This is a genomic window from Dethiosulfatarculus sandiegensis (assembly GCF_000931935.2).
Classification (GTDB): domain Bacteria; phylum Desulfobacterota; class Desulfarculia; order Desulfarculales; family Desulfarculaceae; genus Dethiosulfatarculus; species Dethiosulfatarculus sandiegensis.
The window spans coordinates 81,773-102,163 of the sequence record NZ_AZAC01000005.1 but is presented as its reverse complement, the minus strand read 5'-3'; the positions used below and the strand labels follow the sequence as shown (position 1 = coordinate 102,163).

Sequence of the window (20,391 nt, the reverse complement as noted above, 5' to 3'; positions counted from 1 at the left end):
GAAAAATATCTTACGTTATCGTTTTCTAAAAGGTAATTCAGAGAGAAAAGAGGTCGGCCTGTAGTTTTTTTATGCACCGGCCAACAAAAAACCAGTCTGATGTGCTATTTACTGTGCATCATCCATACTGGTCTGTAAATTCATTATAGAATTTATGAAGATATGTGTCTGGTGCCGAAGGGGAGACTCGAACTCCCACGAGTATACACCCACTAGACCCTGAACCTAGCGCGTCTACCAATTCCGCCACTTCGGCAATAGACTTTATTTTTTGTGAAGCACCTGACTGATGGTTGGTGCCGAAGGGGAGACTCGAACTCCCACGGGTATACACCCACTAGACCCTGAACCTAGCGCGTCTACCAATTCCGCCACTTCGGCATCCAGACTCGCGTCAAGAACGGGCAAAATCTATCTGTGTGCCACGTTGTTGTCAAGTGGTTTGTCTGGTAAATGGCAAGAAAAAGAAATGCAACCACAAGAAGAGAAGGTAACCATGATTATACTGCGCGGTCTGGAAGAGGTGCGCGAGCGCTACCAAAACCCGGTCGTAACCATCGGTAATTTTGACGGTGTGCATCTGGGCCACCAGGCCCTTTTTGAGAAGACCACCGAACGCGCCAAAGAGCTTGGCGGCACCAGCCTGGCCATGACCTTTGAGCCCCACCCCATGAGGGTGTTGCGCCCGGCGGTTAACTTGCCCTTGATAAACACCTTGGAGCAAAAGACCCGCTTAATAGAAAAATGCGGCTTGGATGTTCTTATCAGCGTGCGCTTTGATGAAGATTTCGCCGCCTTGAGCGCAGATGATTTTGTGGACAAGCTCCTGGTGGGGCGGCTTGGGGTCAGCGAAGTGGTGATCGGCTATGATTTTGCCTTTGGTAAAAAGGGGTTGGGCGATGCCGAACTCTTACGCTCCAAGGAAAAACAAAGTCATATCACAACCCATGTAGTGGGCCCTGTGATAATGGAGGGACGTCCCATCAGCTCCACCAGGGTGAGGCAGGTGGTGCGCGCCTGTGACGTTAAGACCGCTCGCAAGCTTTTGGGGCGTTTTTATCGCATTTCCGGCAAGGTCATCACCGGTCACGGCCGGGGAGGTCGTCTTTTGGGCTTTCCCACAGCCAATCTCAAGGTCAGGGATGAACTCCTGCCCGGCCCCGGGGTTTATGCGGTTCTGGCTCAGTTGGAGTCCGGCAAAAGGCTTGTGGGCGTTACTAACGTGGGCAAAAATCCCACCTTTGGTGATTCTGGTCTGAGCGTGGAGACCCACATTTTGGACTTTGACGAAGATCTTTATGGTCAGGATATGAAAGTCGACTTTGTGGAGCACTTGAGGCCTGAGAAAAAATTCAGCTCTGCCGAGGAACTGGTCAAGGGCATAAGTGCGGATGTGGCCAAAGCCAGGAAAATATTGGCCAACTTCCTCCCCGGTTGAGGCTTTATCAAGTCCATTGAAACAGCCCGCTCCCTGAAAAAAAGGGAAGCGGGCTGTTTTTTTAAATGGCTTTTCGGCGTCTTGTTCGGGTCAGTCGTCAAAATCCCCTTTAGGGCCCTTGTCGCTGTCCAAGTGAGCGGCTTTTTCCCTGATCAGGGCTTCGGTCCATTGGGCCGGGTCTTCAGTGCGTTCAGCCTTGGCCGGCATCTCATGGGATTCGGCCTCCAGGATGGCCTCCAGGGCCAGGGGGGCTGTGTCTTCGGCATTAAAGACATGGGCCAAAAGGCCGTAGACAAAGTCTTCCACAGCCTGGGCCATGCGCTCCCGGATCTCCACGGGCTGGGACAGGATCTTGTTTTCAAAGGGCAGGTTCAGTTTTTTGAAGCCGCCGCCCTTAAGGCCATTTTCCGACGCATAGTCCAGCATTTCCTGCCACAGTTCCTGGGTTACGCCTGCATCGGGCAGCTTTATGAAACTGCCGTCATCAGCCAGTTCGGCATTGCCGTAGTCATTGACCTTGACTCCCCAGGAGATCATCTGCAGGGCAGTGGCAACGTTGGCCTTGGTGGTGTGGGTCTCGGCGGCGATCCTGCGCAGGCGGTCGGAATTGTTGCCGGAGGTGCCGTGCTGGGCCCCTGATACCCCAAAGGGCACCAGGCCTTGATGGATCTCCTTGGTGAGTTCCACCTGGATGCCCTGCTCGGAGGTCTGGATGCCGTGAGCCGTGCCGTTGTTCAGTGCGATCCAGTCCGGGAAGATGCCGTGGGCGTTAAGGCCCTTTATCTGGAACAGGGCCTCGTCAGCCGTGGAAAGCCCTTCCTTGCCCTTGATCTCGCCAACCTCGGTTTCCAGTCCGGCCCAGGAGGGAATATATTGATTGAGGTTGATGCCGGCCAGCAGGTTGTCGTCATTGGGCAGATGCGAGGCGTCCACCGCGATGGAGGTTATACCCGCTTCAAACATGGTGGGAATCTCTGTGCGGGCAATGACCAGGTCTTCGGACTTCTTTATACCGTAATGGTCTGCATGCACCGCTACCGGCACAGTGATATTCAGCTCATTCATGAGGCTGTCCACATAGCGGGTGATATTCCAGTAGTTCACCGCGCAGTAGGCGTTTGCCCCGCCTTCGCTCTTGGCGATTTCAATAATCAGGGCCGCGTTGGCTTTTTGGGCCGCTTTGAGCGCTCCCCTTAAGACCAGGAAGTTGCGGCCGTTGGCCGCTATGGTCATGGCCTTGCCCTTTTTCAACATGGCCCGGTCTATGACCTTGCCGCTGACGATCAGGGCCTGGGAATTGGGGAAAAGTTTGACTACATTGGGAGGCCTGCCCACGGCAAGCGCTTCTTGGAATTGTTTTTCATCCATACGGCACGTCCTTTTTTGCAAATGGTATTTGGGCTGAGCAACACGGCCGGAAAGGCGTCACCAACCTTGACCTCAGTCTACATTATCAAAAACCTAATCTTCAATAGGGCTTTTTCCCGTCCGCTCACTGGTTTGTAAACTCAAATTTTATATCATCTTCAGGGTCATAAGAAGAATCGGTGAATTCCACAAAGCACAAGTCGCTTAAAGCGCTTATGCGGTGGGCCACACCGGGCTGCATCCACAGCCTGGAGCCGGGGCCAAGGTCATAGGTCTGCCTCTGGCCGGTTTCCGGGCAGGCCAGCTCCACCCTGGCCTGGCCTGAGACTACATAAAAACCTTCGTTTTTCTTTTGGTGCACATGCCCGCCCCTGTAGCCGCTTCCCTGGTTTAAGGTGAGCAGGCATATGCGGCAAACCGGCAGATCGTCAATAATGAGATGGACCTGTCCCCGATTGTCCTGCCATTGTTTTTCCACGGCAAAGCCGCTGGTGTAAGGCAAAGTTTTCAGCTCCACCCTTTGGGCCAGATCCAATTGGGGCCGGGCCTTTGCATGAAGGGGCGGCTGATTTTCACGGCCTCCTTTTTTTCTCAAAAGGGCGCGCTCCCCGGCAGGCAAGGGGATGGCCCCTCCCAGGCGCTCAGCCTCCACCACCACCCTGGAGGCGGTCTCCAGCTTCTCGGTTCTGGCCCAGGCATTTTCCAGGTTGCTGCCCAGGGCCACGGTGCCGTGATGGTCTAAAAGCACGCCGTCATAGTCTCGGAAATAGGGCTTAACCGCCTGGGCCAGTTCAGGGCTGCCAGTGGTGGCATAAGGGACCACAGGCACTCTGCCGAGGCCCACCATGACTTCGGGCACGCTTTTGATGTCAAGGCCCCGGCCCGAGGCGGTGAGGGCGGTGGCAAAGGGCGGGTGCGCGTGCACCACGGACTGTATTTCGGGCCGCACTTCATAGGCAGCCAGATGTACGGCCAGCTCACTGGAAGGGCGGCCCTTGCCGGAGAGCACCTTGCCTTTGAGGTCCACTTCCAGGAGATCGTCTTCGGTTATAAGGGCCTTGCTGCGGCCGCTGGGCGTAACCAAAAGCCGGTCCTGGTCCAGGCGGCAGGTGATATTGCCGTCAGTGGCCGCCATATAGCCGCGCTCCCAGGCCATTCGGCAAATTTTTATGAAAAGTTCTCTTGTGTTATCCATTTTTAGGCTGGTCTTCACTTTCCCGGTCTTGCTCAAAGGGCCGTTCAAGCCGCCCGTTGGCAGCCAATTCCTCCAGCTCGGCCAAGGCCCCTTCCAACATATCAATTCTGGCGTCCACAGGCAAAAGCCTGTCCACAAAAAGATAATAGCTGCCCCTGAACCAGCAGAGGCCGCTTTTCAGTATCAGTCCGGCGAACTTCAGCCGTTCGTAGGCCAGATCGACGCCCTTTTTTTTGATTTGTTTTTCCAGTTCATTCAACCTGAGCTGCTTTTTAGTGACACGTGGCAATTCAAACTCACATTTCGATCTGTTCAGATTCAAGCTTAGTCAAAAAGTCCCGTACATAGGGCACCATGAAGAGGTCATCCAAGTCCCCGGCGTTGAGCAGGGCAAGCCCAAGTTGGCGGCATCTTTCACCCATGCTGTATCTGGGGTCAATGAAAACTACCATCCTGCCGCCCAGGCGGCAAAAACCGCTGCTGGCTTGATAACCTTCGCTGTCTTCCAGGTGCTCCATGCGCACCTCCAGATCAAGCTGCAAGGCCAGGTCGTTCAATTCAAGCCAAAGACGACCGGCTTCCATGGCTCACCTTAACCGTACAACAAAGGGATCAGGAATAAGTCCCTGTTTTTTCCACTTGGCAGCCTGGGCCTGGGCTGTCCGGGGGTCGGGAAAGGTTCCCGCACAGACCCGGTTCCAGTGGCCCTTGCCCGGTAGATCCACCGCCACGACCGTGACGGAGAGGCCCTTGGCCGTCAACTTGGCCGCGTCCTTTCTGGCGGCCTCTATTTTACGGTAAGAGGCTGCGCAGACCGAGTAGGCCTTGGTCGTAGGCTGGGCCTTTTGGGGCTTGGCTTTTTCTTTTTGCGGAGCGGGGCTCGGTTTGGGCGCGGGCTTGGTCTCTGGTTCAGCCTGGGCCTCTGTTCGGGGGGGCTGGGCAGGCTCGGCCCTGCTTGCTTCAGCTTCCGGTTCGGTGGTCCAGCCTTGGCCGCTGATTTTGGGTTGAGCTGTTTGGGGCTCCTTTTCGGCAGGCTCCAAAGCAGCTTTGGCCGGAGGTGTGGAAGGCCGCGCTTGAACTTCAGGAGGACGTGCGGGGACCTCCTGTTTAGGGGTTCCGGGCGCCGCCAAATTTATGGCGCCTTGGTCGGCAGGGAGCTGGGCAGTCGCCGGCTGGGCCTTAACCTGTCCGGCAGGGGGCGGAGGCTCCATTGTCCCCGCTATGGGTTTTTCTTGAGCCCTATCCTGGGCGGAAACGGTTTCGCCTTGATAGGCGGCCTTTTTGGGTTCATCGGAGCCGGTCTGAACCGCCGGGCTGGGGGACGGAGGCGGTTTGCCGTCAAAAGAAGGGCCCAGAGGGGCTTTTGCATTGGGAGCCGGTGAAGGTATGAGGCTCTCCGGCGGCAGGGTTCCCACCAGGGCAAAGGCAGCGAGGCAGGCAAGGAACATACCGGAAGATATGACAAAACGCATTCTTTCCCTGGCCCAGAGGCGAGGCAACTGGGGGAAAAGACGTTTTCTGGATATCCAGCGGTAAAGAAAAATAAGGGCCGCCAGCAGAAACAGGGTTCCGCAGGTGAATAAGCCCAATATGATCAACGTTAGCATACTGTTAGCCCTCACAGTCTTGCTTAGACACGCTAACATGTATGGCCCTGGCTGGCAAGTGCCTAAGAGCCTTTAAAAATAGAGGTAACAATAATTTAGGCGTTTTCTTCAGTAGTCAGAATGATTCTAATACTATTTGGCATAAAAAGTGCATAAATTATAACCAAACTTACTAGGCTTTCAAAAGGATTATGTAGGTTTTTGGGCTAAATGACATTTTAAATTTATTTGAAAGCCTTTTTTAAAAACAAAACAGACTCATCTTTGGTTCTTTGCTAACAGACAAGGCTGAGCTACTAAAAAACAAATACGCGAAAAGGATCACCCAACATGAGTTTCAAGGCCCGAAAAAATCTGCGCGAATTTTATGATCAGGCATTACTGGCCCCGGATCTTCTTTGTTTGAACTGCGCACACACCGCTTGGAATCGGGCTGCCTGCCGTTGTTCTGCTGAACGAAAGGAAGACTGCCTTTTGTTTGCAGGCGATATGGTCAATATGCTGAACGGTCAACTGGCTCAGCTGGAAAACCGGGCGGACAAAAAGGTGACGCTTTTGGAAAAATCTCTGGCGGATTTGAGATAATGATCGCAGGTTTAATTGATTTTTTGGATAACTACTTAAAAAAATAGGTAAAAACTAAAAGGAAGCGTCCGCACCTCTGACTGTTGCCTGATTGAAAAGGATAAAACCTGATTACCGATCGATCTATAGAATATTAAAGTCCAAGGCTGGCGTGGCCGATATATATATTAAAAGGAGGTCAGTCATGCTCGCTGATATATCTGTAATAAGACCGGTGCAAGGTCCCGGCTCCAGGGCTTCAGGGAAGAAAAAGACTCGAAAGTCCGATCCATTGTACAAGATTATTCCTAGAAGTAAGGGGCAGAAGTCCGGCCGCCGTAAACCGGATATGGAACACAAGGGACAGCGTTTGAACAGCTATGCCTGATCTGAAAGACAGATTGAGGTTTAATTTGTACCTTTCAAGCAGCCGGAGGCTGGTCGCAGGGCTGTAAGGGACTGTCAAAATGTTGACTGGGATTTTGGCGTGCGCCTTTGGTGTGCGCTATTTTTTTATCTTTTTGAGCTGGTGGCTAATGCAAGTTATTTGAGCATTGACTTCTCGTTTTTTATGTTGCATCTTTTTTTTGTAATATGTTCACTGGAGAAAACACTTGGTCTCTGCCAATAATTATCGCGCCCCGTCAGTAAAAAGAGCCCTTGATATACTGGAGTTGGTGGCCAAATCCAGCCAGGGACTGGGTATCAGTGACCTGGCCCGCCGACTGAAGATAAGCAAGGGCACGGTCTTTGGAATTTTAAATCAACTGGAAGAAAAGGGAGCTCTGATCAGAGGCCCGGTGGGGAAAAATTATTCCCTGGGCCCCTGGCTCAACGCGCTCAGCAGTCAGGGCCGGGCTTATATTCGCCTGCGTGAGGTCTGCGGTCCGGAGATGCACAGGTTGCGCGATGAGTTGAATCAGTCAATCTTCATGGGCGTGGCCACCAGAAAAGGGGTGACCGTACTGGAAGCCAGGCAAGCCGCCGGGGTGATCGGTATATCGGCCGGTCCCGGCACCAGGCTGCCCTTAAGCGCAGGAGCTGTGGGAAAGGTTTTTTTGGCTGGTCTGCCTGACCTGGAGGTGAACCGGGTGCTGGAAAAAGGGCTTAGAAAACACACCCCTCATACCGTCACCGACCCGGATCAATTAAAAAGCCAGCTTAAGGAGATAAGGGCCAGGGGATACGCTGTGGAGGAAAATGAATATTTAATGGGTGTGTGGGCTGCGTCCGCCTCTTTGGGGGCGAGCCAGGGCCTGCCCGCCGCTTTATGGTCCGTGGGATTCATCGGTAGCCTTGCACCCGGTGACCTGAATGAGCTGGGGCTTTCACTTCATCAGGCGGCGGATAGGATCATGGCCCTTTTAAGCGGTTGATTCTTCACAGGCCGTTTTGAAAAAGAACCGGGCGTGACCAGACTTGCCCAAAACGTCTTTCCGCATCAGCTTTTGGCGTTTTAGAGAATTCCGGCCTGTTTTGGACCTAAAGGGCTTAAGGATGGCTTTTCAATATCCTGCTAGACAATATCCGCACCGCTTAAAACAAGTACAAAGCGTTTGAACATTTTGGGATCAAGCTGGCCGTCCATTTCTTCCCTCATCATGGAAAGAGCCTCAAAGGGTGGTTTGGCCGTCCCGTAGGGCCGGTTAGTGGTAAGGGCGTCATAAACATCGGCCAGACTCACCGCCCTGACCGCAAGGGGTAATTCCAGGCCTTTCACCCCGCTGGGATAGCCCTTGCCGTCCATTCTTTCATGATGAAACAAGATGCAGTTCATGGTCTCGCCGCGCAAGGGCAGATTGGCGCAGACAGCCACCCCCTTTAATGGATGAGTTTTTATTTCCTCCATCTCTTCCTTGGTGAGCCTGCCCGGTTTATTGAGAATGGATTTCCTGATCTTGGTTTTTCCGATGTCATGTAGGATAGCGCCCATCCCGGCGTAGATAAGGTCTTCCTGCTCCATGTTGTAGGTCTGCAACAGGGCTGTTGCAAATAAAAAGACATGTACTGAATGGCTAAAGGTTTGATAGTCATGGCTTATCAAAGGAGCCATACTTTTTAGGGCGTCTTCCTTGGAAAGAAAGTTTGTCCCTAGGGTTACGTATTTGAAAAGAACTTCATATTGTTTACGGTCCAGATTGGCGGGAAGGCGGCTTTCAAAAGTTTGCTTAAGTATATCAGCCGAAGCTTTGTAAAAAACCTTGGCTCTTTCCTTGATCGGTGTTTTTTCGTTTTCCAGGAATTGCCCCAGGTAGTTTTCCATGTATTGGTTGAAGAGGCCACGCTGCTTGGTGAGTATGAAAATTTCCTCCACCCCGTTTTCATAAAGCCTGCGGCGATGATTTTCCGTGAAAGGCTCCATGGGGTGGGCGTAAAGCACAAAACGTCCGTGAAGTTTTAAATAAACTCCGAATTCTCCAATGGTCTCCGGAAGAATCATTAAAGGCGAAACCGGAAAGTAAGCGGCTTCAACTGAATCGGCGAGCTGTTGATTCATTTGTTATGGCCCTGCCTGCGCATAAAAACCAAGTTCTATATTTTTTCCCTTTGAGCACACCCCGTGCCGTTAATTTTTAGTTCCGGATGTGGCTTCTAAAGATGATCCGCACTCTTGAGTGTTATGATAAATATACTCGCCTCAAGGATCTCCCGCAGTAATTTCTTTAAAAAAGTAGGTACTTATCTACCAATAATACTAGCTTTTATTTCAAGGGCGGCTAAGAAAAAAGTTCAAAAAGAGGGCCTTTTATTCGATGCCCCCTGCATTCAGGACATCGTCCGGGGCAGTTTAGGCGTTTGCGGGTCTTGAAAACAAAGCCGCAGTCACGGCACTCGGCAGGCCGGACAATGAGTCTTTTCCCTTCCGAGTGCTTTATGTGCTCCAGATGCTGTTCTATTTCCCGGAAAGGTATCTCCAGGTGAAGGGAAAGGTCCAGACTGGTCATGGCCCGAGTTTGAAGAAGCTTTTTTATGGTCTGGCGTACAGTCAATTCCATGGGCAAACCACCAACCACAGAGCCTTGGGATTATCTCCGCCCGGTATTTCGAAAAAATAAAGCCCGGGAACCGATAACCAGAACAATCCGCGACACCGACTGCATCGCTTACCGCTGCTTCCTTCCGGATCTGACGGGGTTCACGACCGTCCGTCACGCGGCGTCCAGCATAAGTTCCCAGGCTAAATGTATTTTCGCTTTTTAGACGTAACCGTGCTTTTTACTGGGCAAAATCCGGTCTGCGCCTTTGATCGGCCAAGTATACTGGAAGTTCCCCTTTGGCGCATCCACAAAGCACTCTTCCCTAACCGGTTGAAAACTAAGGGAGTCTTCGGCCGGTCTAAAGGTGTGGATGGCCGCAGGGCCGTCCCCTTTTTTAGGGGGTCTATAAAAGGCCGGAAACTGAGAAGCTCAGTTATCCACCCGTTCTTTCAGTTCCTTGCCGACTTTGAAGAAGGGCAGTTTTTTGCGGCCAACCTGGATGATCTCACCGGTTTTAGGATTACGGCCCTGATAGCCGTCGTAATCCTTGACTTTGAAGCTGCCGAAACCGCGGATTTCAACCCGATCTCCGCGAACCAGCGCCTCTTCAACCGAGCCGAAGATGGTGTTAATGACCAACTCGGCCTTTTTGATGGTGAGGTTTTCAACTTTTGCCAGCGCTTCGATGAGCTGAGATTTGTTCATGAAGAGGCACTCCTTGAAGATTCATGCGCTAAAAAATTTCGACATAGATAGTACGCAGTTGGGGGAAAACTGTCAAGAACTGAGAGCAATCTATATCTTCATTTTTTTTAAAAAGGTTGGTTTCCCTTTCCCCTATTCATGCCTAGTTGAGTGGGGCCTCCAATGTCAAGTATTATTTTCCGGTTGGACCACAAAGTCCGGCCCTTATATTTGCCTTTTGCCCAGCCTGGAAGCGGTTTTCGCCTTAAACTCGAACCGGTTTATTTGTCACGGCCCGCTTGATCGGCCCGGCGGGGCTTGTCTTTTTGCAAGTATAAGGAGTTGACTGGGAATTTAGTTGCCTGAGGGTTAATCTCCCGGGCTGCCCCTCAAATGCCGGGTTTGGGGTCAAAGGGAAATTGACTCCGAGTTTTTTGTGGAGTTTGCCCTTGTTCCAGGGCCTTTTGAGGCGGCCGGGTTTTCCTGAAAGTCACTATAAAAATACTCGACGCCCCGAAGGTCTCCCCGTATAGTCAATGAGCGAAAAACATTGGGAGAAAGAAGCCCATGCTTGACTTGATGGATTCCATATGGTTGGGTCTGGTCCAGGGCCTGACCGAATTTTTACCTGTAAGCTCTTCCGGACACTTGGTCCTGGGACAAAAATTACTGGGCTTAAGCGAGCCCGCAATTTTGTTTGACGTGGTGGTGCACGTAGGAACCCTGCTGGCGGTTTTTGCCTGTTTTTATAAAGATATCTGGGCAATGATCCGCAGCTTGTGGGCCACGGACCATGAGGCCGGAGAGGGCAGGCGGCTTTTATATCTGGTTATTGTGGGCAGTGTGCCGACCGCTTTGATGGGGTTTTTCCTGAAAGACCTTTTTGAAAGTATGTTCGGCTCCCTGTATGCGGTGGGACTGGCCCTCATTGTCACCGGTTTCCTGCTCACCGCCACCCGTTTGGCCCAAAGCGGGGGCAGAAGCTTAATGCAGGTCGGCGCGGGCAGGGCGCTTTTAATCGGCCTGGCCCAGGGAATGGCCATAACTCCGGGCATAAGCCGTTCCGGAACCACCATCAGTATTGGGTTGCTGCTGGGAATGGATCGAAAACTGGCTGCCCATTATTCTTTCATCCTTTCCATTCCCGCCATCATGGGGGCGCTTCTACTGGAGCTTCTCCACCTTGAACCCGGTGTGGGGATCTTCACCCCCAGTCTGATGCTGGGTGGGGCCACTGCCGCTGTCAGCGGCTTTTTGGCGCTTAAGGTTCTTTTGCGGGTTGTGGACAGGGGAAAACTTCATTTGTTTTCCCCTTATTGTTGGGCCCTGGGCCTGGCTGCCCTGGCTTGGGCCTATTTTGGCTGACAGGAGATTAGCAAGATGTACAGTGTGATCATGGCGGGCGGCAGCGGAACCCGATTCTGGCCGGCCAGCAGAAAAGACCGTCCCAAACAACTCTTGGCCCTGACCGGCGAAAGAAGCCTTTTACAGCAGACAGTGGACCGGATGGCTCCGCTCACTCCTTGTGAACAGGTTTTGGTGGTAACCGGCGCCAACCACAGTGACCAGGTTCGTGATCAATTGTCTCTGGTGCCCAAAAGCCAGGTTCTGGCCGAACCAATGGGGCGCAACACCGCCGCAGCCGCCGGACTGGCCGCGGCCTGGGTGGCCAAAAAGGATCCTTCGGCCGTCTGTTTGGTGCTGCCTGCGGATCATCTGATCACAGATGAATCCCTGTTTATGGGGACCCTCAAAAAGGCCGCCCAAAAAGCGATTTCCGAAGATGTCCTCGTTACCTTGGGACTTACTCCGCATTATCCGGCCACGGGTTTTGGCTACATTGAGGCCGGGACGGTAGTGGATGAAACTCAGCCCAAGGTTATGCAGGTGGCGGCGTTCCATGAAAAGCCGGACCTCGAGACCGCCCGCTCTTACCTGGATTCCGGTCGTTATTTTTGGAATTCTGGTATGTTCGCCTGGCGGGCCGAGGTGCTCCTGGCAGAGATCAGAAGGCACCTGCCCAAATTGGCCGACGGGCTGGACGAGTTGGCCCCCAGCTTGGGCACCCCTCAGGAGGCTGAAGCCCTGGCCAGGGTGTATCCCGAATTGCCCGCCATTAGCGTGGACCACGGCATTTTGGAAAAAACCTCGGAATTAAGGGTGGTGAAGGCTGATTTTGGCTGGTCTGATGTGGGAAGCTGGGAGGCCATGGCCGACCTTTGGCCCAAGGATAAAGCGGAAAACGCCAGCCGCCAAAAAGAGGTGCTGGCAATTGACGCCACCGGCAATGTGGTTGACGCAGGTGACCGGTTGGTTGCTCTTTTGGGGGTGAAGGACCTGGCCGCGGTGGTAACGGACGACGTTCTCATGATTCTGCCCAAAGACAGGGCCCAGGACGTGAGGCTGATCATAGAAGCTCTCAAGGAAAAAGGGCTGGAAAAATATCTTTAGGCCGTGGGCTGATCTATATCTTGGCTGTTGCTTTGTTTTGGGATGAAAAAATAAATGACTTTTAAACAAGCCTTTTTGAAAAGTCCTGGCCCTGATTCAGGCAAGGCCGCGTTTGTCCTTTGGCTTAAAGGGTTCTGCATGGGTGGTGCGGATATCATCCCCGGAGTCTCCGGGGGCACCATTGCCTTTATCACCGGCATCTACAGCCAGCTTATAGATGCCATAAGATCCTTTAACCTGGTTTTCATAAAGAAAATAATCACCCTTGATCTGAAGAGCGCTCTGGCCGAGGCGCATTTGCGTTTTCTTTTGCCCCTGCTTTTCGGCATCGGGCTGGCCATTGTCTCCACCTCCAGGATTATCCATTACTTTTTGGATAAGCATCCGGTGGAGATCTGGTCTTTATTCTTCGGCCTGATCGCCGCCTCCATCGTGGTTGTGGGCAGACAACTGAAAAGTGTGAAACCCGCCGCCTTGGGCGTGGGCCTTTTGGGCGTATTGGTGGGTTATCTGGTTGTGGGCATGATCCCGGTCACCACTCCGGACAAACTCTGGTTTGTTTTTATCTGCGGAGTGATATCGATCTGCGCCATGATCCTGCCCGGAATAAGCGGAGCCTTCATCCTTTTGCTCCTGGGAAAATATGCCTATATAACCGGAGCAATGAAAAACCCCTTTGACCTGGGCAATCTTCTGATTATTTTAGTTTTTCTTTGTGGCGCCGCCCTGGGCCTCTCCGGCTTTTCCAGGGTGCTTCATTTTTTGTTTTCCAAATTTCACGATGCCACCATTGCCATGCTCACCGGGTTTATGTTAGGGGCTATGCGTAAGATCTGGCCCTGGAAAGAGGTTTTGGAAACCAGGGTGATCCGGGGCAAGGAGTATGTGCTTGCCGAGCAGAATGTATTGCCTCCTGCCTGGGATGGTGATTTTTTCCTGGCAGTGGGGCTTATGCTTCTGGGCTTCATATTAGTCCTGGCCCTTGACCGGCTCTCCCGTAAAGGAGGTTCCTAGGCCGGATTCCCGCTTCTGCTCCCTTGGCAACCGTTTTTGGACTTAAGGGGCGAGATGCTGAAAGGATGCAATAAAATGAACGGTCCCGGCCCTTTGCGTTTGAAGCCTTTGTTTTTGCCCAAGGTTTGGGCCGCCCCTGATATGGCCGGAGACCTGGGTTCGGTGCTTGGGGTGGGCCAAGGCATAGGCGAGGTGTGGCTGGCCAGTGACCGCTCTTCGGTCACCCCGGTGGCCGAAGGCGATCCCGAGCTGGTGGGCATGGGCCTGGATCGGGTCATGAACCTGTATGGAACTTGGATTAAGGGAAGCGGGGCCTCCCAGGGCTTTCCCCTGCTTTTGAAACTTCTAAATGTGGGTGAATGGCTAAGTGTGCAGGTTCACCCCGATGATGAGGCGGCCAGAAGGCTGGAGAACGAACCCTGGGGCAAGACCGAGGCCTGGCTGGTGCTTGAAGCCTTGCCCGGAGCGGAAATTATCCTGGGCGTTAAACCCGGTCATGATAGAGCCGCCTTTGAGAGGGCCATTCAACAGGGCCGCCTGCCCGACCTTTTGGCAAAGGTGGCCTGCAACAGAGACGATGTCTTTTACCTCCCCGCCGGCATGGTGCATGCCACAGGCCCGGGCCTGGTGATCTTTGAGATTCAGCAACCGTCTGATGTGACTTATCGGTTTTATGACTGGGATCGGCCTGGAGCTGACGGCAAACTGCGGCCTTTGCACCAGGAAAAAGCCCTTGAGGTCATGACCTTGAACGGTCCGGGGCGGGCTGAATCACCGGTTGCCCAGCCGGGAGGGCCCGGCCGGGAAAATACTCAGCTTTTAAAGGGGTCTTATTTTTCCCTGAATAAGACCAGCCTGACCGAGGACGCCTTTCAGATCTGGGCCGATCAAATAGGCCTGAGGGTGATTTTCATCTTGGAAGGCCGGGGGGGGCTTGGTTTTCCGGGAGGCGAATATCCCGAGTTGGAGGTCAAGCCGGGCCAAACTTGGCTTTTGCCAGCCGGGCTGCCATCGTGTAAATTGACTGCCAAGACAGGGAAAATGGTTTATCTGGAATCCAGGGTATGAGCCGTTTTTTGCAAAAAGGCCGTCTTTTCAAAATAAACGACAATAACAAGTCTTGCGGCCTGTCACTCACTTAAGGGTTAAGAGGTTTCTTTTGCTATGAATCCCAATGTATTCAGGGAGTATGATATCCGGGGGCTGGTGGGAGTAGATTTTTCCGACTCAGACATTACCCGCCTGGGCCGCGCCATGGGCGCCTATATGTTGCAAAAAGGCGCCAAAACCATAACCATGGGCAGGGACTGCCGCCTTTCCGCGGATCAGTACAGAGACCTTTTACTGGAAGGTCTTTTATCCACCGGCCTTTCGGTAATCGATGTGGGGACCTGCCCCACACCGGTGCTTTATTTCTCTGTCCGTTATTATGAGGCCGACGGCGGGGTCATGATCACCGCCAGCCACAATCCTCCGGAATACAACGGCTTTAAAATGCTGGTGGGCAAGACCACGATTTTCGGCTCCGCTATTCAGGAGATCAGGGGAATCATGGAGTCGGGCTCCTTTGCAGAAGGCAAGGGCGAAGTCAGCGAAAAGCCCATATTGGAGCCCTATATCGATTATGTGGCCAATAATATAAAGCTTAAAAGGCCGGTCAAGCTGGCCGTGGACGGCGGCAACGGCACTGCGGGACCCGTGGTGGTGCCTTTGATGGAGCGGCTGGGAATCAAGGTGGATCCCATTTACTGCGACATGGACGGCCGCTTCCCCAATCACGAACCGGATCCCACTGTGCCTGCCAACCTCAAAGATCTGGCCGCCCTGGTTACGGAAAAGGGGTATGAACTGGGTGTGGCCTATGACGGCGACAGTGACCGCCTGGGGGTTGTGGACGAAAAGGGCCAGGTTATCTACGGAGATATGCTTCTGGCTATTTTTGCCCGCTCCATCCTGACCGAAAATCCGGGCTCCACTTTTATTGCCGAGGTTAAGTGCAGCAAAAACCTGTTTGACGATATTGAAAAACAGGGCGGAAACCCGATTATGTGGCGAACCGGCCATAGCCTGATCAAGGACAAGATGCAGAAAACCGGTGCGCTTCTGGCCGGTGAAATGAGCGGGCATATGTTTTTCAAGCACCGCTGGTTTGGCTTTGACGACGGCATCTATGCCTCGCTAAGGCTGGCGGAGCTGATTTCCCGCACGGACCGGCCCTTGAGCACCTGGCTCGAGGATCTGCCGCCTGTGGTGAATACCCCTGAGATAAGGGTTGAGTGCCCGGACGAGATAAAGTTCGCCGTTGTGGAGCAGGTGAAGAAAGACCTTACCGGGAAGTGCGAGGTTATAGACGTGGATGGGGTCAGGGTTAATTTCCCCGACGGATGGGGCCTGGTCAGGGCCTCCAACACCCAGCCGGTTTTGGTCTCCCGCTTTGAGGCTCAAAGCAACGAGCGGCTGGAGGAGATCAGGGAGCTGGTGGAGAACGCCATCAGCGCGGCCAAGGAAAAGGTTGCCTGACACACTTTTATGCGAAAATGAAAAACCGGCGGGGATCAGCGGTCCCTGCCGGTTTTTTTATCCTAAGTTATTTGCTTTTGTTATTGCTTGATGCTGCTCAGCATCAAAAGCCCTCCCAGGCTAAACAATCCGTTGGGCAGCCATACCGCCAAAAAGGGCGGCAATATGCCTGAATAGCCAAAAACTGAGCGGGTGTAACTGAAGCTCACCCAATAAAGCAGGGCCACGCCCAATCCCAGGATAACCGCCGGGGCCAGGGCTCCTCCTTTTTCTTTGAAAAGGGAGAGCCCGATCCCCCAAAGGGCCATGATAAGGCAGACAAAGGGGAAACTGATCTTGCCCAATAGGTCCACCCGGTAACGCCTGGCGTCATAACCTTCTTTTTCTATCTTGCGCACAAAGGCGGCCAGCTCGTTTAAACTCATTTCATTGCTTGGTTTGTGCAACCGCTTGAAGTCTCCCGGCAGTTCAGGAATTTTTAAGACCATCTCAGTAAAAGGCTTGACCTGGTAACCGCCTCCATCCAAGCGCCGCTGGTAAAGGCCTGAGATAAAGGCCCAGCGGTTTTCCCCCAGGTACCGCACCCTCCTGGCGTCTATGCGGCGGTCCAGGTTGAAGTCCTTGTCAAAGTGATAATAAACCGTCCGGACCAGGGTCTGGGTGTTGGCGTCGTAAAACCCGATATTATAGATGGAGTTTTGCCCCTTATACCAGAATTTTTCTTTGGAATAGAGCCGATCGGGCTTTTTTTCCACCAGGTGATCCCATATATAGTTGGTCTTGGCCTTGGTCTGTGGCAAGATGGTTTCGTTTATAAGGGCGGTGCCCAAGGCCAGAAGCAGGGATAAAAGAAGAATCGGCAAGGTAAAGCGGAAAACGCTGATGCCGCTTGATTTAACTGCCACGATTTCGTTTCTTTTGGCCATCAGGCCCAAGGTGAGCACTGTACCCATGAGAACCGCCATGGGCAACAGTAGGCTGATGATCTCGGGTATCTGCAGAATAAAAAAGGAGATCATGGTGGAGGTGGCCACCTGGGCTTCCTGAAAGTTGTCCACCTTTTCAATGAAATCAAAGATGGTGTAGATGCCCACAAAGCTTGTCATCAGAAAACCGAAGAGTTTCAAAAACTCCCTGGCCATGTAAAGTGATAGGATGCGCAAACCTAAAATCTCCTTGGAACGGGAAAAAACGCCGTGCCGGGCAATAATTCTGGATTTGGGGTAACTGCCCTGGTGAATTACCAAACCTGCCTGAGCATCCCAGGAGTCTAAAGGGTTGTTGTCGAGTTGTAAAGGAGCATGAGACATGAATCTGAGACAGGAGCTGGAAGCGCGTGAAGAAAGATTTTTGTCGCCCTTTGCCTTTAAAAGCGTTCAGTCCCGGGGAAGGGCTCGCAAAGAGCCGGAATGCGATCTCAGGCCCGCCTTTCAGCACGACCGTGACCGCATTTTATATTCCAAGGCTTTTCGCAGGCTTAAGCATAAGACTCAAGTCTTTTTGTCCCCCTCGGGAGATCATTACCGCACCCGGCTCACCCACACCCTCGAGGTTTCTCAGATCGCCCGCACCCTGGCCAGGGGAATCGGCCTGAACGAGGATCTGACCGAAGCTATTGCCCTGGGGCATGATTTGGGGCACACCCCCTTTGGCCATGCCGGGGAAAGTATATTGAACAGTCTTTTGCCGGGTGGTTTTCGTCATCACCAACAGTCGCTCAGGGTGGTGGATGAACTGGAAAAGGACGGTCAGGGCCTTAATCTCACCTATGAAGTGCGCATGGGGATTTTGTGGCATTCAAAAGGCAGGGGGTCGATTTTATTGGGACCTGAAGAAGCCCCCGAAGATCTTTCCCTGGAGGCCCATGTGGTGAGGGTTGCGGATCTGATGGCCTATGTGGCCCATGATACGGATGACGCCATAAGGGGCGGGGTGATCAGTGTGGATGATTTGCCCCAATTGGTGGTGGCTGTCCTGGGCAATCGAATAAGCCGTCAGATAAACACCATGATACGTGATTTTATCAGCATGACCAGGGCCCAAAAGGCCCCAAAGGTGGCTATGAGCGACCATGTCCTGGAGGGGATGTACTGCTTGCGGGAGTTTCTTTGGGACAATGTCTATGACAATTTGGAAGTGCATTCGGATTTCATGCGGGCGTCAAAGGTCATTGAAGAATTATTTTCCAAGCTGGTGGACGATGACAATTTCTGCCTGGAGCATCTTGGCGGCCTGCCCCGGGGGGAAGAACGCATGCGGCGGGCGGCCGACTATATAGCCGGAATGACCGACCGCTATGCCCTTAAGTTATACGAAGACACCTTTCTGCCCAAGCCCTGGGCCAGGCTTTAGCAGGGTGTTGAGAAAGCCGTCCCTGGCTTTTTCAAGAGGCAAGTTGCTAATATTCATTTTTAGTAACTTACTAATATAGCGTTTTTTTCAAGGCTGCGCAAAATGGTGGGGCATCATTCGGGGTCCCCAAAAATGCTCCGCCATTTTTGGGGTGTGTCATTCGGGGTCCCCAAAAATGCTCCGCCATTTTTGGGGGGTATTCATGGCCAGCATGGCAGGGCGTTTTTTTAACACCCTGCCAGCAGAGGGGTATCGGCTTTCTGTCAAGGGACGAGTCCTTGAAAAGGGAGGCATAACTTCACTAACCCGTTAATATGGTGTATTATTTCGGTCTATCAGGGTGCTTCGCCCCATTTGGATCACAACAGTCGGCAAAAAAATGTCCGTAATAAAGCCCGGCTTGCCTTAAAATCAGTATAGTTAAATTTTATGCTTTAACTTTTAATGCCTCGGTTAAATTTCGGTTGAGGCTTCAAAAGGGCCGTCCCTGACGCGCCTTTTAATGATGGGATAGGGCGGATTTTGCGTTTTGGTTTTCATTTGTCCATTGCGGGTGGTTGCGTAAAGGCTGCCCGCGCCGCTGCTCTGCTGGGAACGGATTGTCTGCAAATTTTTTCCGGCAATCCAAGGGGATGGAAGCAAAAGCCCATCACCGAACCCGAGGCCGGGGAATTTCGATCTGAGGTTTCACGTGCGGGCCTGAATCCTGTAGTGGTGCATGCCCCCTATCTTTTGAATTTGGCCAGCCCTGATCCGCAATTGTGGCGGCGCTCCTGGCTGGGATTGGCTGAGCAGTTCAAAAGGGCTGCTTGTCTGGGGGCAAAGGCGGTAGTGGCTCACCCGGGCAGCCGGGGAGAAAAATCCCTCAAGTGGGGGGTGAGGCGTGTGGCCGAAGCTGTATGCAGGGCATATGAGTCAAGCGGAGGGCAGGTGCCCTGCTGGCTGGAGAATACTTGTGGGGGAGGCTCCCTTTTGGGAGGCGATTTAAGCGAACTGGCAGCCATGCTTAAACTTATTCCCCAAGGAGGCGCTTGCCTGGATACGGCCCATGCCTGGGGGCAGGGATATGCCCTGGATAATCAGGTGAATGTGGCCGGTTTTTTGGATTTAGTCGAAGATGTGCTGGATTTTGAACAGGTTAAACTGTGGCACTTTAATGACAGTAAAGTGGAGTTGGGCAGTAAAAGGGACGTACACACCCACTTGGGGCAAGGATTTATCGGAGAAAAAGGGTTTAAAGCCTTGGTTAGTGATTCCCGTTTGCACCAAGCATCCGCTATAATGGAGACGCCAAAGGAAAACAGCTTGTCGGATAAGCAAAATCTGGCCTTCATACGGCGACTTGAGGCACTGGCAGCTTGCACCCCCCAATAGTTGACGCAACATTGGGTGTGTGCTAGGTTTTTGTAAAACTTTACCGCATGCGGAGGCTTTCTTGGCCGGAAGTAAGAAACCACCCGAAGGGGCTGAAATTATAGATTTGGTTGAGGTTGTGGACGATTCTCCCCAGACCAGCGCCAGTCAACCGGATACCGCCGATGACTTGGACGCTCTGTTGGCAGAGTTGGGGGGAGAAGAACCTGCACCCAAACCGGCCGCCCCTCCTGCGGCCCCTAAACAAGAAAAACCGGCTGCGTCTGATGACGACCTGGATGCGCTTTTGGCGGAATTGGGTGGTGACGAACCTGCCCCCGCCAAGGCGGAGCCGGCTCCGGAGTCGGCTAAACCCGCTTCCGGGGCTGATGACGATCTGGACGCGCTTTTGGCGGAACTGGGGGGGGAGGAAGAAAAAGCCCCTGCACCTGAACCCAAACCCGCCGAAGCTCAGGCCCAGCCTTCAGCTGATCAGGCTGATGACGATCTGGACGCGCTTTTAGCTGATTTGGGTTCAGACGAAGAAGCCGCTCCCGCTGAAGCAGCGGCCCCGCCTGAGCCTGCCCCGGCCGCCGAGCCTGGTGGTGAACTGGCCCAGGACGATCTGGATGTGCTTTTGGCTGACCTGGGTTCAGACGAAGAAGCCGCTCCCGCTGAAGCAGCGGCCCCGCCCGAGCCTGCCCCGGCCGCCGAGCCTGGTGGTGAACTGGCCCAGGACGATCTGGATGCGCTTTTGGCTGATTTGGGTTCAGACGAAGAAGCCGCTCCCGCTGAAGCAGCGGCCCCGCCCGAGCCTGCCCCGGCCGCCGAGCCTGGGGGAGGCGACCTTGGGCAGGACGATCTGGA

General features: G+C 53.2%; 20 protein-coding genes, 2 tRNA genes, 1 other RNA gene and 1 pseudogene. 12 read left to right on the top strand and 12 right to left on the bottom strand.

The window, feature by feature from the left end; genetic code table 11:
• Positions 1-169: 169 nt before the first annotated feature.
• Positions 170-256, bottom strand: a tRNA-Leu gene (locus X474_RS05455).
• A 38-nt stretch (positions 257-294) separates the two neighbouring features.
• A tRNA-Leu gene (locus tag X474_RS05450) sits at positions 295-381 on the bottom strand.
• 115 nt (positions 382-496) lie between these two features.
• Between X474_RS05450 and X474_RS05445 the strand changes: the two genes are divergently transcribed.
• Positions 497-1,438, top strand: a complete 942-nt coding sequence (locus X474_RS05445; protein ID WP_044347342.1) for a bifunctional riboflavin kinase/FAD synthetase — start codon at positions 497-499, stop codon at positions 1,436-1,438.
• Positions 1,439-1,528: 90 nt separating this feature from the next.
• On the opposite strand, the gene X474_RS05440 is transcribed toward X474_RS05445, so the two are convergent.
• The 5 genes from X474_RS05440 to X474_RS05420 form a co-directional block, all read right to left on the bottom strand.
• Complete coding sequence (locus X474_RS05440) at positions 1,529-2,806, bottom strand: class II fructose-bisphosphate aldolase (RefSeq protein WP_044347322.1); 1,278 nt, start codon at positions 2,804-2,806, stop codon at positions 1,529-1,531.
• Positions 2,807-2,930: 124 nt separating this feature from the next.
• Entirely contained in the window at positions 2,931-4,001 is a 1,071-nt protein-coding gene (locus tag X474_RS05435; protein WP_052514894.1) for a class II aldolase/adducin family protein, read from the bottom strand.
• On the bottom strand, positions 3,994-4,290 hold the full coding sequence (locus X474_RS05430) for a hypothetical protein (RefSeq protein WP_156360636.1): 297 nt from the start codon (positions 4,288-4,290) through the stop codon (positions 3,994-3,996). The genes X474_RS05435 and X474_RS05430 overlap by 8 nt, the downstream gene beginning before the upstream one ends.
• 7 nt (positions 4,291-4,297) lie before the next feature.
• Complete coding sequence (locus tag X474_RS05425) at positions 4,298-4,585, bottom strand: hypothetical protein (RefSeq protein ID WP_044347320.1); 288 nt, start codon at positions 4,583-4,585, stop codon at positions 4,298-4,300.
• 3 nt (positions 4,586-4,588) lie between these two features.
• Positions 4,589-5,608 carry an SPOR domain-containing protein gene (locus tag X474_RS05420; protein WP_044347319.1) on the bottom strand — a complete coding sequence of 340 codons (1,020 nt, stop codon included), beginning with the start codon at positions 5,606-5,608 and terminating at the stop codon, positions 4,589-4,591.
• Positions 5,609-5,938: 330 nt separating this feature from the next.
• Here X474_RS05420 and X474_RS05415 point away from each other — a divergent pair, with 330 nt between their 5' ends.
• The 3 genes from X474_RS05415 (at position 5,939) to X474_RS05405 (ending at position 7,548) form a co-directional block, all read left to right on the top strand.
• On the top strand, positions 5,939-6,193 hold the full coding sequence (locus tag X474_RS05415; protein WP_044347318.1) for a hypothetical protein: 255 nt from the start codon (positions 5,939-5,941) through the stop codon (positions 6,191-6,193).
• A 184-nt stretch (positions 6,194-6,377) separates the two neighbouring features.
• Positions 6,378-6,560: a hypothetical protein gene (locus X474_RS05410; protein ID WP_044347317.1), complete on the top strand. Its 183-nt coding sequence runs from the start codon at positions 6,378-6,380 to the stop codon at positions 6,558-6,560.
• Between the two features lie 226 nt (positions 6,561-6,786).
• Positions 6,787-7,548 carry an IclR family transcriptional regulator gene (locus X474_RS05405; RefSeq protein WP_052514893.1) on the top strand — a complete coding sequence of 254 codons (762 nt, stop codon included), beginning with the start codon at positions 6,787-6,789 and terminating at the stop codon, positions 7,546-7,548.
• A 140-nt stretch (positions 7,549-7,688) separates the two neighbouring features.
• On the opposite strand, the gene X474_RS05400 is transcribed toward X474_RS05405, so the two are convergent.
• The 4 genes from X474_RS05400 to X474_RS05390 form a co-directional block, all read right to left on the bottom strand.
• On the bottom strand, positions 7,689-8,669 hold the full coding sequence (locus tag X474_RS05400) for an HD-GYP domain-containing protein (protein WP_044347316.1): 981 nt from the start codon (positions 8,667-8,669) through the stop codon (positions 7,689-7,691).
• Between the two features lie 220 nt (positions 8,670-8,889).
• Complete coding sequence (locus X474_RS05395) at positions 8,890-9,168, bottom strand: hypothetical protein (RefSeq protein ID WP_044347315.1); 279 nt, start codon at positions 9,166-9,168, stop codon at positions 8,890-8,892.
• 73 nt (positions 9,169-9,241) lie between these two features.
• Positions 9,242-9,338, bottom strand: an RNA gene (gene ffs, locus X474_RS25490) — signal recognition particle sRNA small type.
• A gap of 241 nt (positions 9,339-9,579) precedes the next feature.
• The gene (locus tag X474_RS05390; RefSeq protein WP_044347314.1) at positions 9,580-9,855 is read right to left on the bottom strand and encodes an HU family DNA-binding protein; all 276 of its coding nucleotides are present in this window, start codon (positions 9,853-9,855) and stop codon (positions 9,580-9,582) included.
• Positions 9,856-10,401: 546 nt separating this feature from the next.
• Here X474_RS05390 and X474_RS05385 point away from each other — a divergent pair.
• The 5 genes from X474_RS05385 (at position 10,402) to X474_RS05365 (ending at position 15,819) form a co-directional block, all read left to right on the top strand.
• Positions 10,402-11,199, top strand: coding sequence for an undecaprenyl-diphosphate phosphatase (locus X474_RS05385; protein WP_044347313.1), 798 nt, complete (start codon positions 10,402-10,404; stop codon positions 11,197-11,199).
• Between the two features lie 15 nt (positions 11,200-11,214).
• On the top strand, positions 11,215-12,285 hold the full coding sequence (locus X474_RS05380) for a mannose-1-phosphate guanylyltransferase (protein ID WP_044347312.1): 1,071 nt from the start codon (positions 11,215-11,217) through the stop codon (positions 12,283-12,285).
• A gap of 54 nt (positions 12,286-12,339) precedes the next feature.
• Positions 12,340-13,299: a DUF368 domain-containing protein gene (locus X474_RS05375; protein WP_044347311.1), complete on the top strand. Its 960-nt coding sequence runs from the start codon at positions 12,340-12,342 to the stop codon at positions 13,297-13,299.
• 75 nt (positions 13,300-13,374) lie between these two features.
• Positions 13,375-14,367 carry a type I phosphomannose isomerase catalytic subunit gene (locus X474_RS05370; protein ID WP_044347339.1) on the top strand — a complete coding sequence of 331 codons (993 nt, stop codon included), beginning with the start codon at positions 13,375-13,377 and terminating at the stop codon, positions 14,365-14,367.
• Between the two features lie 96 nt (positions 14,368-14,463).
• Positions 14,464-15,819, top strand: coding sequence for a phosphomannomutase/phosphoglucomutase (locus X474_RS05365; protein WP_044347310.1), 1,356 nt, complete (start codon positions 14,464-14,466; stop codon positions 15,817-15,819).
• A gap of 80 nt (positions 15,820-15,899) precedes the next feature.
• On the opposite strand, the gene lptG is transcribed toward X474_RS05365, so the two are convergent.
• Entirely contained in the window at positions 15,900-16,982 is a 1,083-nt protein-coding gene (gene lptG, locus X474_RS05360; RefSeq protein ID WP_197281982.1) for an LPS export ABC transporter permease LptG, read from the bottom strand.
• Between the two features lie 145 nt (positions 16,983-17,127).
• On the opposite strand from lptG, the gene X474_RS05355 reads away from it, so the two are divergent.
• The 3 genes and pseudogenes from X474_RS05355 to X474_RS05345 all read left to right on the top strand — a co-directional run.
• Positions 17,128-18,171 carry a deoxyguanosinetriphosphate triphosphohydrolase gene (locus X474_RS05355; protein ID WP_044347309.1) on the top strand — a complete coding sequence of 348 codons (1,044 nt, stop codon included), beginning with the start codon at positions 17,128-17,130 and terminating at the stop codon, positions 18,169-18,171.
• A 522-nt stretch (positions 18,172-18,693) separates the two neighbouring features.
• The gene (locus tag X474_RS05350; protein WP_197281981.1) at positions 18,694-19,545 is read left to right on the top strand and encodes a deoxyribonuclease IV; all 852 of its coding nucleotides are present in this window, start codon (positions 18,694-18,696) and stop codon (positions 19,543-19,545) included.
• A gap of 61 nt (positions 19,546-19,606) precedes the next feature.
• A pseudogene (locus X474_RS05345) lies at positions 19,607-20,391 on the top strand (hypothetical protein); the annotation flags it as partial.

Excerpts from the sequence above, each read along its gene's own strand:
- X474_RS05440 (WP_044347322.1), bottom strand. The coding sequence starts at position 2,806 with ATGGATGAAAAACAATTCCAAGAAGCGCTTGCCGTGGGCAGGCCTCCC.
- X474_RS05445 (WP_044347342.1), top strand. The coding sequence starts at position 497 with ATGATTATACTGCGCGGTCTGGAAGAGGTGCGCGAGCGCTACCAAAAC.
- X474_RS05355 (WP_044347309.1), top strand. The coding sequence starts at position 17,128 with ATGAATCTGAGACAGGAGCTGGAAGCGCGTGAAGAAAGATTTTTGTCG.
- X474_RS05415 (WP_044347318.1), top strand. The coding sequence starts at position 5,939 with ATGAGTTTCAAGGCCCGAAAAAATCTGCGCGAATTTTATGATCAGGCA.
- X474_RS05410 (WP_044347317.1), top strand. The coding sequence starts at position 6,378 with ATGCTCGCTGATATATCTGTAATAAGACCGGTGCAAGGTCCCGGCTCC.
- X474_RS05375 (WP_044347311.1), top strand. The coding sequence starts at position 12,340 with ATGACTTTTAAACAAGCCTTTTTGAAAAGTCCTGGCCCTGATTCAGGC.
- X474_RS05420 (WP_044347319.1), bottom strand. The coding sequence starts at position 5,608 with ATGCTAACGTTGATCATATTGGGCTTATTCACCTGCGGAACCCTGTTT.
- X474_RS05400 (WP_044347316.1), bottom strand. The coding sequence starts at position 8,669 with ATGAATCAACAGCTCGCCGATTCAGTTGAAGCCGCTTACTTTCCGGTT.
- X474_RS05385 (WP_044347313.1), top strand. The coding sequence starts at position 10,402 with ATGCTTGACTTGATGGATTCCATATGGTTGGGTCTGGTCCAGGGCCTG.
- X474_RS05390 (WP_044347314.1), bottom strand. The coding sequence starts at position 9,855 with ATGAACAAATCTCAGCTCATCGAAGCGCTGGCAAAAGTTGAAAACCTC.
- X474_RS05365 (WP_044347310.1), top strand. The coding sequence starts at position 14,464 with ATGAATCCCAATGTATTCAGGGAGTATGATATCCGGGGGCTGGTGGGA.
- X474_RS05370 (WP_044347339.1), top strand. The coding sequence starts at position 13,375 with ATGAACGGTCCCGGCCCTTTGCGTTTGAAGCCTTTGTTTTTGCCCAAG.
- X474_RS05435 (WP_052514894.1), bottom strand. The coding sequence starts at position 4,001 with ATGGATAACACAAGAGAACTTTTCATAAAAATTTGCCGAATGGCCTGG.
- X474_RS05395 (WP_044347315.1), bottom strand. The coding sequence starts at position 9,168 with ATGGAATTGACTGTACGCCAGACCATAAAAAAGCTTCTTCAAACTCGG.
- X474_RS05380 (WP_044347312.1), top strand. The coding sequence starts at position 11,215 with ATGTACAGTGTGATCATGGCGGGCGGCAGCGGAACCCGATTCTGGCCG.
- X474_RS05425 (WP_044347320.1), bottom strand. The coding sequence starts at position 4,585 with ATGGAAGCCGGTCGTCTTTGGCTTGAATTGAACGACCTGGCCTTGCAG.